The 13,592-nt window shown below is 41.8% G+C and carries 12 protein-coding genes; 4 read left to right on the top strand and 8 right to left on the bottom strand.

Annotated features, from left to right (window positions below):
* Positions 1–41 precede the first annotated feature (41 nt).
* The 4 genes from ABDD94_RS17955 to ABDD94_RS17940 all read right to left on the bottom strand — a co-directional run bounded on the left by ABDD94_RS17955 (position 42) and on the right by ABDD94_RS17940 (position 4,055).
* The gene (locus ABDD94_RS17955; RefSeq protein ID WP_345953384.1) at positions 42–1,208 is read right to left on the bottom strand and encodes a FecR domain-containing protein; all 1,167 of its coding nucleotides are present in this window, start codon (positions 1,206–1,208) and stop codon (positions 42–44) included.
* Between the two features lie 71 nt (positions 1,209–1,279).
* Positions 1,280–1,867, bottom strand: a complete 588-nt coding sequence (locus tag ABDD94_RS17950; RefSeq protein ID WP_345953383.1) for a sigma-70 family RNA polymerase sigma factor — start codon at positions 1,865–1,867, stop codon at positions 1,280–1,282.
* 158 nt (positions 1,868–2,025) lie between these two features.
* Positions 2,026–3,714 (bottom strand): pseudouridine synthase, encoded by a 1,689-nt coding sequence (locus tag ABDD94_RS17945; RefSeq protein WP_345953382.1) that lies wholly within the window; start codon positions 3,712–3,714, stop codon positions 2,026–2,028.
* A 101-nt stretch (positions 3,715–3,815) separates the two neighbouring features.
* Positions 3,816–4,055, bottom strand: a complete 240-nt coding sequence (locus ABDD94_RS17940) for a hypothetical protein (protein ID WP_345953381.1) — start codon at positions 4,053–4,055, stop codon at positions 3,816–3,818.
* Between the two features lie 160 nt (positions 4,056–4,215).
* Between ABDD94_RS17940 and ABDD94_RS17935 the strand changes: the two genes are divergently transcribed.
* The 3 genes from ABDD94_RS17935 (at position 4,216) to ABDD94_RS17925 (ending at position 8,175) form a co-directional block, all read left to right on the top strand.
* Entirely contained in the window at positions 4,216–4,803 is a 588-nt protein-coding gene (locus ABDD94_RS17935) for an RNA polymerase sigma factor (protein ID WP_345953380.1), read from the top strand.
* Positions 4,800–6,425 carry an outer membrane beta-barrel protein gene (locus ABDD94_RS17930; protein WP_345953379.1) on the top strand — a complete coding sequence of 542 codons (1,626 nt, stop codon included), beginning with the start codon at positions 4,800–4,802 and terminating at the stop codon, positions 6,423–6,425. The genes ABDD94_RS17935 and ABDD94_RS17930 overlap by 4 nt, the downstream gene beginning before the upstream one ends.
* Positions 6,426–6,651: 226 nt before the next feature.
* Entirely contained in the window at positions 6,652–8,175 is a 1,524-nt protein-coding gene (locus ABDD94_RS17925) for a GH3 auxin-responsive promoter family protein (protein ID WP_345953378.1), read from the top strand.
* On the opposite strand, the gene ABDD94_RS17920 is transcribed toward ABDD94_RS17925, so the two are convergent.
* The 3 genes from ABDD94_RS17920 to ABDD94_RS17910 all read right to left on the bottom strand — a co-directional run bounded on the left by ABDD94_RS17920 (position 8,172) and on the right by ABDD94_RS17910 (position 10,261).
* Complete coding sequence (locus ABDD94_RS17920) at positions 8,172–8,855, bottom strand: hypothetical protein (RefSeq protein WP_345950729.1); 684 nt, start codon at positions 8,853–8,855, stop codon at positions 8,172–8,174. The genes ABDD94_RS17925 and ABDD94_RS17920 overlap by 4 nt on opposite strands.
* 66 nt (positions 8,856–8,921) lie before the next feature.
* On the bottom strand, positions 8,922–9,470 hold the full coding sequence (gene rsmD, locus ABDD94_RS17915) for a 16S rRNA (guanine(966)-N(2))-methyltransferase RsmD (protein ID WP_345950730.1): 549 nt from the start codon (positions 9,468–9,470) through the stop codon (positions 8,922–8,924).
* Positions 9,446–10,261 (bottom strand): DUF3822 family protein, encoded by an 816-nt coding sequence (locus ABDD94_RS17910; RefSeq protein ID WP_345953377.1) that lies wholly within the window; start codon positions 10,259–10,261, stop codon positions 9,446–9,448. The genes rsmD and ABDD94_RS17910 overlap by 25 nt, the downstream gene beginning before the upstream one ends.
* A gap of 67 nt (positions 10,262–10,328) precedes the next feature.
* On the opposite strand from ABDD94_RS17910, the gene ABDD94_RS17905 reads away from it, so the two are divergent.
* The gene (locus ABDD94_RS17905) at positions 10,329–11,750 is read left to right on the top strand and encodes an AAA family ATPase (protein ID WP_345953376.1); all 1,422 of its coding nucleotides are present in this window, start codon (positions 10,329–10,331) and stop codon (positions 11,748–11,750) included.
* Positions 11,751–12,204: 454 nt separating this feature from the next.
* On the opposite strand, the gene ABDD94_RS17900 is transcribed toward ABDD94_RS17905, so the two are convergent.
* Positions 12,205–13,542 (bottom strand): HAMP domain-containing sensor histidine kinase, encoded by a 1,338-nt coding sequence (locus ABDD94_RS17900; RefSeq protein WP_345953375.1) that lies wholly within the window; start codon positions 13,540–13,542, stop codon positions 12,205–12,207.
* Positions 13,543–13,592: the final 50 nt, after the last annotated feature.

The raw sequence follows: 13,592 nt of genomic DNA, 5'->3' as shown, positions 1-13,592 counted from the left end.
ATTTTTATTGTGTGATTGATTTTGAGATAGGGCGTTAATGATTATTCGGCCATCACGCTTAGCTGCCGGTTGTTCTGAATTTCAAATTTGATGTTGCCGGTAACTTCAAGCATTTTGAGTACTCTTGATAAGTTTGCACTGCGGGGTACCATCCCATTGTAGCGTTTTGCAGGGAGACTGCTATAATCTACTTTAATATCGTACCAGCGCTCCAACTGACTCATGATTTGCCTCAAGCTTGCATTATTGAACTCAAACAATCCATTTTTCCAGGCCACAACTTCTTCAGTATCTACCCTCTGTACTTTTATGGCAAATGGCTTAGTTAAAACGTTTGCTTGCTCGCCGGGTATAATTTTCTGTGAGCGACCATGGTGGTGTAGCGTTATGCCGCCTTCGAGCAGGGTGGTATTAATCGATCCATCATCCATATAACCGTTAATGTTAAAATGTGTACCGGTAACTTCTACATCCTGGTTGCCAGTAAAAACATGAAAAGGCATGGCCTTATTTTTTGATACTTCAAAGTAGCCCTCGCCTTCCAGTTTAACTTCGCGTGTTTTGCCAGCAAAAAATTGCGGGTAGGTTAGCCTGGATGCGGCATTCAGCCAAACGCGCGTACCATCGGGTAACACCACCTGATATTGCCCGCCTTTAGGTGTAGTTACGGTATTGATTGCGGTAATTTGCTCACTGCTTTGTTTACTTAAGACCTTATATACCAGCTCGCCTTTACGTGTTTTAGTAATGATGAGGCCAGGCAGCTCTTTCAAGTTGCCATCTGCCTTATCGTCGAGTATCATGGTTGAGCCATCGGCAAGGGTAAGTATGGCTTTGTTAGAGCCCGGCATTACGTCAAGCGGTTTTTTAACACTTACATTCTCAAGCTTGTTACTTGGAGATGCTCGATGTAAAAACAAATAAGCAGTAGTGGTGGCTACCAATAACACTGCAGCAACCGTTGCGTACCTATAGATGTTAATGATACGTTTTTTAGTTTGTGGTGTAGCGTTCAGTTGATTAGATATGTTTTCAAAAGTTTCTTTGCGAAGTGCTTCTTTTTCGTCTGCCGAAATGTCGGGTACTTCATTACGATCCTGGTAGGCATAGTATGATTCAACAAATGCAGCCTCCTCAGCAGTGGCTGTTCCTGCCACATACCTTTCAATCATTTTTTGAATATCCTTATAAGAATTGTAGCCGGACATAGCAATTGTATTTATTACTATGTACCCTGAAGTTAGAATTGTCCCAAAAAAATCTTAACGAAAAGATAATACTATCTGTATTGCAAAACAGCCAGGATAATTACATAGCTAAATAGGTGGGTAAGTTTTAGCCGAAGTGCGTGTGATGCGGTAGTAAGCTGGTTTTGAACGGTTTTCTGAGACAAGCTTAATTCCTGTGCAATATGCGCTGTGCTCAGATCATCCATATAGTGCATTACGAAAATTTTTCGTCGTTTTGCAGGAAGAGCTTTTATGAATTGCTCAACCAATTTTTGCGCTTCTTTTTTAAGCAGGTTTTCATCGCTTTGCAATCCTGAAGTGATGTTGCTATTAAAAGCCTCAATAAAAATAGTTTTGTTTGACAGTTTACTAATTGTTTTTAGTGCCTGAAAGCGTGCTGCCGTATGGAGGTATGCTTGTAAATTCAGTATTTCTAATTCGTTTCTCCTGTTCCAAAGATCAGTGAATACGTTTTGAACTATATCCCGGCACTTTTCTTTATCATTAAGTCGCTTAAAGGCAGTTTTATACAGATCGTACCAGTATTTATTGTAAATATCTTCAAACGCTTGATCGTCTCCTTGCTTTAACAAAGCAAAAAGTTTCAAGTCGTCATTGATATTTACATTAACAAGCAAAAAGTGTGAGTTTTTTATAAAAATACATTCTTTTATTAAACAATTATTGTCTAAATAAAAATTTAACGTCTTAAAAAGGCGCTTTATCGAGATTTATCAAAGAAATCTTTCGGCAAGGAGATGATTAGAGCGGGTTAGTAAAGCGTTTAATAACCACATTAAAAGTCTTCTGCTACATCAAAGCTGATTTTTTCATTCGTGCTGGGATGTACAAATTCAAGATAGGCGGCGTGCAAGTACAAGCGCTCCGCACTTGTACCGTAAAGGTCATCTCCAACAATAGGTGCATTAAGCCCCAACTCATGGGCCGAATGCATACGCAATTGGTGCGTTCTGCCGGTGAGCGGCCAAAAATGTACCTTGGTTGTGGCTTCTTGTCTTTCAACTAATTTCCATCTGGTAACGCTTCTTTTTCCTGATTCGAAACAAACCAGTTGCCTGGGCCGGTTATAAAAGTCCCCACGTAATGGTAGGTCTATCTCGCCTTCGGCCTGATCGATTGCTTTAGACAGTATGGCCGTATAGCGTTTGCTAACGGTACGTTTAAGAAATTGCTTTTGGATATGCTTGTGCGCCTCCGGCGTTTTAGCGACCACTAACAGCCCCGAAGTGCCCATATCCAACCGGTGAACAATAAGCGGTTCAATGGTTTGCCAGGTAAGTTTCAGTCTGCTGTAAACTGAATCCTGGATATTAACGCCCGGAACAGAGAGTAATCCAGCCGGTTTATTAACTACTACAAAGTATTGGTCTTCGAAAATTATTTCCAGCTTGCTGCTTTCTCCAGGGTTTTGCAAAAAAGGATCTTCGTCAATCTGCATTCCTTTTAGCATGTGTCCTAATATGGGCTTACATTTACCGGTACAGGCCGGGTAAAACTGTTTGTGCTTTTTAATCTCTGATTTTGGTGCGGCTCCCCACCAAAACTCCGCCATGGCAAGCGGTTTGTATCCATTGGCAAATGCAAATTGCAATAATTTGGGCGTAGCACATTCGCCCGCTGCCGAAGGAGGTTTGCCATAGATGGTTGTGCTAAAAATTTCTTGTAAACTTTTACTTTCGCCGTCTTTGTTTAGAAATACGTATTGCTCAAAAAGTTGTTGCTGTAAAGCAGCAGACCGCTCCCTGCGTTCATTCTTTAAAGTTTCAATACCGGCTTCAAATTGAGCTATTTTACCCTGCACTTCTCCCAGATGCTGCTTCCATTTTTGGGTAAGAACATTAAGCTGATGCTTATCGTGCAAACTGTGCCTTATCAGGTTAGCTTCAAACTGAGCGTAATCATCTTGGTTCAGGGTGTGCTTATGTTGCTCACGTAGCTTCTTGCGGATTTCTTTATTGTTTTTTAACTGTTTCTTAAACTCAGCTAATTCCTGTTCGGATTGCGCAGAAAGCTGCTTAAGGTCATGCCTCAGGTGCTCGTATTCTCCGTCTGACCATATTTTAGAAACCTGTGTATTTATGGTGTTGATGATCTCCTGCTCTTTCAGAAAAAAACTATTTTCGACCAGCATGTCAAAAACCGGCGGCACAAATTTAACATGATCATTGGAGCCGGCCAGCTTGCCGGAGAAAGCTGACAGGTAACCTATTTTTCCTTCCGTGTCCTGCACCACCAAAACACCAAACATTTTCCCAATGGCCAATCCATCCTGATTGCCGTTTAACCCAAAGTTGTGGTCCAGCTCAGTCTGCGTTTCCAGATAATGCTGTAATTTGGCAGCAGCAATTTTGGTTAAACGATGCGGTTCGTAAAAAAAGGGAAAGGTAAACCGCTCGGGTAACGCTATATCATTGATTAACTTATCGGAGAAGTAGGAAATCCTGTTATGAGTGTTGTTGCCCAAGTGCTTATTACAAAGTTTAATTTGCAAAATTAACACTTCTTGCCGAATAGTTTTTATTTAACACAGTGTTCCTTGAGGCGAAGCAAAGCTCCTTTGATGATTTAGCTTTTATTCAGCAGCCGTTCGAGTTCATGGCGTGTTAAAAGCCGGCCTCCGTTCCATTGGCAATGGTCGGCATTTGGAAATTTCTCAGCGTAGCGGCTATTGAAACCATTATGCAGCGGTTTGCGCCTTATTTTAAGCAGAGTTAATAACTTCAGAAAGCCTACGTTCTTGCTTTTAAACTTAAGCTTTTGAAGCTGGGTGCTTTTGTTGGTGAACAGATTGCTACGATTTGCCATAACTTTAGGTGCTGAGCGTTATAATAATATTACGTTGTTAACTCCCTAAGTGCTGGGTAAAAATGCAGTAAGAAAAATTTTATAAATTACCCAGCATTTCACTGCCGGCTTACGTAAAGTAAAATAGCTATTGCTATTCCTTATTGTCTGAACTCTCTGAATGAACATTTTTACTAAGCAATTGCCCAGGCTAATGAAGGGGTGCAAGGCCAACAAGCGCTCTGCCCAGGAGGCTTTGTATAAGCTGTTTTACACAGACATGCTTAGGCTGTGCTATCGTTACCTCAAGTCAGACGAGTTGGCGCAAGAGGCATTGAATAGTGGTTTCCTGAAGGTGTTTCAAAACATAAATGATTTTGATGAGCGTAAAGGCGATCCCGGCGCCTGGATCCGTACCATTATTGTGCGCACGTGTATCGATCTCGGTCGTAAAGAAGCACGTTTCATTGAAGTTGAAAGTATAGAAGATGTGAGCGAAGAGGCTTTTATAGCGCCATCCGTTTTAGAAAAGCTATATGTTGAAGATTTGCTGCGGGTAATAAGAGCTTTGCCCGCTGCCACGCAAATTGTTTTTAACCTTTACGTGATTGAAGGATACTCCCACCATGAAATAAGCGAACATCTACATATAAGTGAAAGTACCTCCAGGTGGCATTTATCTGAAGCAAAAAAGCAACTTAGAGTATTGCTGGAGCCCATAATGAGTGAAGTTAACCAACCAACTGAAAAACAAAATAAGGCAACATGAAAAATTCAGCATGGTATAGTAAACTTTGGCGTAGCAAGCTGGATAAGTTGCCTGTTAAAAGCGATGCGGGCGCAGCCTGGACTGTTATGCAACAACGGTTGGATGCACATTTGCCTGTAAATCCAATAACTACAGCTGCCCCGGCTGCAAAATCCCTTATTGCCAAAATTATCACAATGGCCGGTTATGTATTGCCTGCTGCCGCCATGATAGGCACGGCAACTTGGTTTGCCGTAAAACCGCCGGCTAAGCAAAAGGCCGTAGTTAAAGTGCAAAAGAAATACGAGTACCGTTCAAAGGGTGATTCAGCACAGAGCAAGCTTTTATTAACCGACAGTAGTACTCTTAACGGAGCATTGCAAACCGATAGTAGTATCGGTAATATCCAATCTATTGATAGTATTCCAGCAAGTTACAACAATTTGAAAAGCAGGCAAGATTCTGCCGACGAAAGTATAACTACCTCAAAGAACAATTCAGCAAATAGCTTGCATACACCGGTTAGCCTAAAGGAAGCGCATGACAAGGTTAGTTTGTTTAATAAAACAAAGGCTCCGGTATCAAAAGGCACTTATGATCCAAATAGTAAACCGGGCAATTCTGGGAGAGCGGTACAGGCAGGAGGGGCAACTCAAAGACGTTTATCTGGCAGTCCGTATTCATCGCGTGTTAATAACAAGCAGAACAGCATCAATGCAGCCGTCTTAAAAACAGGCGTTTATAAAGATAAGGAAAGTGTATTTAGGGCTGAGAGGATTGGGACGGGTGTGAAAGAAAATCATGAAGAGCTTAAGTCCTACCCCCTTAAAGGAAGCGGCTCAAGCAGTTCGCAAAGTGCAGGTCAGGACTTTTTAATAGTTAGTGACGAAGCCCTGCACAGTAAAATTACCGGAAATAGATCTTTGCTGATAGCTGACGGAAAGCCGGAATTAAAAACAACCGCCATAAACGACAAAAGTACCGCAGCTAAAACCAAATCCAAAAGGTTAAAACCTCAAAAGGAAAAAACAATTCAACCAATACTTACTCCGACCGCTAACTACGGGTTTGAAACCGGGATTAACGTAGCCGGTAAAATTAGTGGCTTTTATGTTGGTGTAGCCGGTAATTATGCATTAACCAATCGTTGGGTTATTGGCGTTGCATTGCGTTACAACAGTCCGCGAACATTGTCGGGCAGCTACACGCATCCCAGCTTTTTTCAGCCCGACTCTTCATCAGCCTTCTCCATAAACGATTCTCGAAAATTACAGGTAATTGATTTGCCGCTTACGCTTGGGTATAGAGTAAACAACTTTATTAGCCTTAAAGCCGGCGCGGTAGTTAGTTTTGCCGGTAAGCAAAGCAGTGTATCAACCAGGTTAGGCACGGTTGCTGGTTTCAGGGATACGCTTCGGCGGAGCAAGACCATTGATTCGGTATTTAAAAGTACGGTTGTTAGCAGTAAAGTTAATTTAGGTTTTACAGCAGGCATGAGTATCACTATTAAGCAGTTTAACATTGATGCACGTTACCTAGCCCTGCCTGCTTACAAAGTGCGCAACAGTATGGGTGGCTATACCCAATCGTACAGTCCGTTCCAAGTTGGTATAAGTTACTGGCTAAAGTCTGGAAAGAAATAATGTATTTTACGGCAGTTTAAGACCTTTTGCTGCCTAATATTCTCTATATGATAGGGGGCAGCCTTGCTGGCGCCCGGCAGAACAGAAGAAGTAATTTTAAGCTGATAAAACACCTTAATACAACTGCCATTTTAGTCGGTGGGTAAACAAGTGTGTTTATCATGACGTACATTTCTTAAATCAATTCGGTGTTATTCCTGTTATGTGTAACAGAATAAGAAATGCTATGGCAATAATAGGGGAACTGATAAAAAAGGCGATTGATTTTACTGATAAACTTGTTAAACAACCAGACCCGGTTGAGGCGCAAAAAGAAGTTTTAGTTAGTTTACTGACCGAAGCCGCCAATACTGATTTTGGCAAGCACTATAATTTCGAAAGCATCTTAAACAGTGCTGATGTTGCTAAAGCTTTTGCTGAAGGTATACCGGTTTTTGACTATGACCGCCTTTTTAAAGAATGGTGGCACCGCGTGGTTGACGGCGAAGACAATGTGACCTGGCCTGGTAGCACCCACTACCTGGCGCTCAGCAGCGGTACTACCAGTCATAGCAAAACCATACCTGTAACTGATGAAATGCTGGCTGCCATCCGCCGGTCGGGCATGCAGCAGGTGGCTGCTTTAGCTAATTTCGATTTGCCTGCAGAGTTTTTTGAAAAACAAATTCTCATGCTCGGTAGCAGTACAGATTTAAAAGATATTAAAGGTCATTTAGCTGGCGAAATAAGTGGTATAAGCGCCAGCAATATTCCGTTCTGGTTTCGGGGTTATTATAAGCCTGGTAAGGAAATTGCCAACATTAGCGATTTTGACGAGCGTATTAAAGAAATTGCCAAGCAGGCGCCCAACTGGGATATAGGCAGCCTGTCGGGCATCCCGGCATGGATTGAGCTGATGCTGAAAGAAATTATTAAGCAACACAACTTAGAAAACATTCACGAGCTTTGGCCCAACCTGGCCGTATATACTACAGGCGGCGTAGCATTTGATCCCTACAAAAAGAGTTTTGAAAAACTACTTGCACACCCGCTGGTTTACATCGACACTTACCTGGCTTCCGAAGGTTTTTTGGCTATGCAAAAACGGCCGCATACATCAGCCATGTCACTCGTAGTTGATAACGGAATCTACTTTGAATTTGTGCCTTTCGAGGATAAGAACATCACCAGCGAAGGCGCTATTGTGGAGGGAGCCGAGGTACTTACCCTTGCCGATGTAGAAGAAGAGCAAGAATATGTTTTGCTTATCTCTACCGTATCGGGCGCCTGGCGTTACATGATAGGGGATACCATTATTTTTACCGACAAAAGCCGCTACGAGATTAAGATAACCGGTCGTACCAAGCAGTTTTTGAACGTAGCTGGTTCGCAGCTTTCTGTTTTGCAAATGAACAAAGCCATACAAGATATGGAGGATGCTTATGATACCGCGATACAGGAATTTGTGGTCGCAACCATACATCGTGGTGATGAACTGATTGACCGCTGGTACATCAGTACAGATAAAGACTTAGACAAGGCAGCAGTAGCGAAAGCACTCGACCAAAACTTAAAAGATAATAACAAAAATTACGCAGTTGCCCGTACTCGTGCTTTAAAAGACGTGGAAGTAGAAACGGTGCCTGTTGAGTTTTTTCATAAATGGAGCGAAGAAAATAAAAAGCTGGGTGGTCAGGTTAAAATACCTCGAGTAATGAAAGAGGAGCAATTTTTAGAGTGGGAAGAGTTTGTTAAAAAGCACCGTGCCTAGTTAACTTCGTGCTTTTTAAGCTTCTTTACTAAATCAATAACTTGCTGAGGGGATGGGTATAACCTTTGTATTCTTGCCCTGTATTCTGGTGGTATTTCTGAATTAGTTAAGATGAAATTCTTGGTGCTCACAATGTAATCGCCTAAGCCATGGTCAATAGCATAGGCATCGGCATGTTGCTCGGCCCGCATGATGTATTTATCTGAACTAATATAACGTATACCAAAACCAATCATCTCTAAATTACTGTGTGAACGGTAATCCATCACATGGCCAAGTTCATGTCCAAACCAGCCAACAAGTACATTCTTGGGCACATCCTGTATAGGAATTACCCTGTGTACCAGCTTAAAGCGAGGATTGATTTTGATAACGTACGAGCGCTTTAGCCGTCCTCTGAAAAAGCTGGACAAAACGGGCTGCGAGAGCATAATAGATTTGCTGGTGTTAGGATCAAAGACAAAATCGATGGGTGTGTCTTTCAGTTCCGGGTAATGGCTTAAAGCCGTAAGTATTTCTTTTTGAACTACTACTGGTATGGTTTTACGTTCGTGAAATACATTTCGCATATCCACCCCCGCTAAGTCGGCGGGCTTGCTCGAAAAATAAACCAGCGCATATACGTAAGCCACCACTAAGACAATAACCACAATAATGGTTACAAAATATATCCTAAGCATACTTCAACAACATGCCTGCTTTTAAATGGTTCTTAATAGTTAGCGCTAAGCTATTGTATAGTTGTTCTATTCATCTTTAGCTGGCAGTGCAAAAAAAGAAAAAGAAGAATGTCCATAGCGCCGTTGCTCAATAAAATTAGGATGATTACCCAGGTTTTGCATGGATTGATGCTCAACGATAAGCATACCACCCGGTAATAACAGGTCTTTTTCGAAAACAATCTTAGCTATTTCCGGAATACGGCTCAAATCGTATGGTGGATCGGCAAAAATGAGGTCATACCTTTCAGTCTCCAGTTCCAGGTACTTAAATACATCGGCCTTAAAGGTTGATATTTGGGTAAGGCCATGCTGCCGGGCCGCATCTTTGAGATAGTTGATACAATGTATGCTACGATCAATAGCTGTTACGCTTTGGGCATAGCGCGAAGCAAATTCCAATGCCAGGTTGCCCGTACCGCTAAATAAATCAAGCACTTTGATGCCTTCTAAGTCTATTTGGTTTTGCAGAATATTAAATAAAGCCTCCTTAGCCAAATCAGTAGTGGGGCGTACGGGTAGGTTTTTAGGTGGATTTAAACGTAATCCTTTTAAGCGTCCGCCAATGATGCGCATAATGAAAGGCTTGTAAGCGCCAAAAGCTGATGGTTAGGTAAAGATGCCGGTAGCTCAGCAACGCTGATGGTATTTAATTCTACCGTTTTAAAGAAGTTAGATAGTATGTTGTGATAACGGTTATCGCCGGCCAAAATTTCACCGCTCAGTATAACGGTGGTTAGGCTCATATCCAGTTTCAATTGCTGGCAAACAAATGCATTATAATAAGCCAGTTCGTCTTCGTGTGTAAATTCGAAGGTGTTATACAAGTGTAACTTGCCATGCCTAAAATATGCAATATCAAAGGTAGTAGCATGGAGGTTAACATAAAGGCTGTAGTTTGAAGGCATGTTAGCCTCAATAGCCAATATCCAACCCGCTGATCCGAACGTCACTTTCTGCAAATCAAACTTTCCGGCAGCCAGGGTTAATGCCTCCTGTGTTTTAAACACTACCTGATTATTAGCATCTAACACTTGCGCAAAAACAGTATCGGTAGGTTGCACATCGAGGTAGCGGGCTACTTCTGTTACCTGGTCTTTTTCAAACAGGGTTTGCGGCACCAACGTAAAATACGGTGTGCTAATTCCCGTTATAATATCATGAAAACTGAAGCTTAAAACCTCCTGTACCTCGCCCGGCTGGGTTATTTCAGCTAAGGGGGCTGCCTTACGCCAAACCATTAATTTTTGCCCGTGCATAACAGCCAGCTCAAAACTTTGTGCGTTTAGCAGTAAAAGCAGCGTGTAATTACCCACTTGCGTGTGGCTAAAGCCAGGGTCAATGTAATGATATAGGGTATCGTTCATCAGTAATGCGCAAAAATAACTATTTTTTCATTGTTTTGTTAACGGCTTATAGCCAATAAACCACAACATGCCTGTTCAGGAACAAATTAGTAAATCATTTCCACACCAGCCGGGTGCCCAGCAGCTCGACTTGTTTAACCGTCTGCATACCTTTTTGCAAAGCAATAACGGCTACGAATGCTTTTTATTGAAAGGCTATGCCGGTACCGGTAAAACAACGATAGTAAGTGCATTGGTTAAAGCACTGAAGTTGTATGCGCTTAAATCCGTCTTACTGGCGCCAACTGGTCGGGCAGCTAAGGTGATAACCGGTTACTCGGGCCGCAAGGCTTTTACCATACACAAGCGTATTTATCGTCGCAAATCTGCTATGAATATGGACGATACATTTGCGCTGGCTGCTAACACTGCCGAGAATACGCTTTTTATTGTAGATGAGGCCTCCATGATATCAGACGAGATTAGCGGTAACAATCGCGAAACGCTCCTTAAAGATCTCATTGATTATGTATACAATTTTAAGAATTGCAAATTAATGCTTGTGGGAGATACCGCCCAGTTGCCGCCTGTAGGTTCGGCCTACAGCCCTGCGTTGGATATTGGGGTACTTAAGGACCAGTTTGGTTTAGATGTTCATACCTACGAATTAACTGATGTACTGCGCCAGCAAAAGAATTCAGGTATCCTGCACAATGTAACTTCCGTTCGTGATATTATTCGTTGCGAAGAAGAAGCATTTCCGCAGATCATTACCAAAGGCTACAAGGATGTATACCGAATGACGGGCGACCGGCTTGAAGAAGGGCTTAACTACGCTTATCAGAAATATGGATTTGATGGTACGTTGGTTATTTGCCGCTCAAATAAAAATGCCAATCTGTACAACCGGCAAATACGCAACCGCATACTCATGCGCGAAGAGGAACTTACCGGGGGCGACCAGATTATGATTGTGCGTAACAATTACTTTTGGTTGCAGGAGCATGAGGAAGATAGTACCGGCTTTATTGCCAACGGCGATATTGCCCGTATAAAAAAGGTACGCCGGTTTGAAGAGATTTATGGATTTAGGTTTGCTGATGTGCAGCTCGAGTTTATAGATTATGCAGAAGATCCGGTAATTGATTGCAAGGTGTTGCTGGATGCTTTGTATTCAGACTCTCCTTCACTGCAGCCTGCTGATCAAAAACGGTTCTTTTTAGAAGTAATGAAGGATTATGATCATATCCCTAACCGGCGTGATAAGCTGAAGGAACTTAAACTTAACCCGTATTATAACGCTTTACAGATTAAGTTTGCCTATGCAGTAACCTGTCATAAAGCACAGGGTGGCCAATGGGAAGCCGTATTTGTTGACCAGGGTTATCTTACCGACGAAATGATGAATACTGATTTTTTGCGTTGGTTTTACACAGCATGCACCCGTGCAACTACGGAATTGTTTTTAGTAAATTTTAACGAGAAGTTTTATTTGGCACCAGCCGACTGAGGCGGCCATTAAATGAGACCGGTAGGCACAAAAAACGCATCTATACGTAAATGTATAAATGCGTTTTGAGTTTAAAAACACTCCTTAATAGTGAGGGTCTTTTATATTGAAAAAAATCACCACCAGTAAGTACATCAGCGCAAAAAATGCTGCAATTGAGGTAAACGCCTTTTTCATATTTGTTAGGTATAATGGTTAACAATGGTACAATTTATTAATACTATACTTTACAAAAATTTCACCAGAAATTAACTTTTAGTAGAATAACAAGGTATGCGTCAATTGATTGCAGAAAGTTTAACGAACAAAACTTTAAATTATAAAACGAGTAACAACAGCGTTTTTAATACTGTGAAATAAAGTACACAACTGTGGTTAATTTTGGGCAAAATACTTTTATCTGCTGTTTAAAAGCTCTTCGGCCTTGTTATAGAGTGAGTTATGATGAATTAACTTAGATCTCTGCTTCTATCTCGGGCAGGCGTATAATAAAGGTCGAACCTTTTCCTTCCTCGCTTTGTACATCAATACGGCCGTTATGCATCTCAACAATCTGTTTAGAGATACTTAAACCCAAACCAGTAGACTGTTCTCCTTTTAAACCGTTACGGCCCGCTTTAGAAAAACGATCAAATATATTAGGTATTAAATTGGCAGGTATGCCCATGCCGTTATCTTTCACTTCTATATGCACCAGGTTTTTGTGCTCGTATAATTTTAACTCAATGGTGTCTTTTTCTTTTGAAAACTTGGCGGCATTGCTGATGAGGTTATCAATAACCCTGTGAAATTTTTCGGGGTTGATACTGGCATGTACCGGCCTGTCGGGTACAGTTAACTTCAGTTGGTTAGTGAAATCACTCATGTGCTTCCATACTTGTACGAGGTCCCGCAAAAAGTCGTTCATGTTAACCAACGTATAGTTTAGCACATCACTGTTGTCATTGCGGGCAACTTCCAGCAGGTCATTTATAATAGTTATTGCTTTGCGGCATGATGTTCTGATCATCGCTGTATTTTCACGCGTGTCATCATCCAGTTCATCCATTTCCATCAGTAGCGCAATCGACTCAATGGCGCCTATTGGGTTACGCAGGTCATGTGCCACCATCCCCAGCACATCGTTTTTAAATGCGCCGGCCTTTTCAATCTCAATATTCTTTTCTTTAATGATTCGGAACTGTAAATATTCTCCTGCGCGATAAGTATAAACATGGCGTGAAACAAAAAAGAAAATTCCCGATAGAACCACAAGCAGCAACTCATTGTAAATTATTTCGGTTGGGTCTGCCCGCACATACATGAGCAGCAGCGTAAACAGGAGCGCATTCACTACAGTAAGCAGCAGCGTTTCCTGATACTCGAGGGTGTAAACGCTGGCAACCGCAATTAAGGCCACCAGGTAAATAATGATGCTGTTGCTTGGGTCGGATGTGGCAATAAAATTAAATAGCATACCACACGCCAGCAGGTAAATACAAAAAGTAAGCACATAGCCTAGTGATATGGCAAGGTTACTTGGTTTTTTGAATTGCTTTATCAATTGGTATCCTGCCAGGTAAAATATAGGCGTAATAACAAGGCACGTCCAATTTGCCAGGCTAAACTCAGGGTAATTATGTATATGCGTAATGCTGGGCGGAACCAGGTAAGTGAAAATGCGTATAGCAAGGTTTAAGCAAAAGAACACCATACACGCTACCTGTATAGTGTTTAAGTTTTGAAGCATATAATACCGCTGGTATGCCGAGCGGTATTTTGATGGAATGCTTTTGAAGTAATAGGTGTCCACTGCCAATTAAATTTTCTAAAGCTTCAAAACTATAGGTTTTAGACGTGAAT

It is taken from the genome of Mucilaginibacter sp. PAMB04168 (genome assembly GCF_039634365.2).
In the GTDB taxonomy this organism is placed as follows: Bacteria; Bacteroidota; Bacteroidia; order Sphingobacteriales; family Sphingobacteriaceae; genus Mucilaginibacter.
Note: the sequence above shows the minus strand (reverse complement) of the source record. Positions and strands in the feature narration are given on the sequence as shown.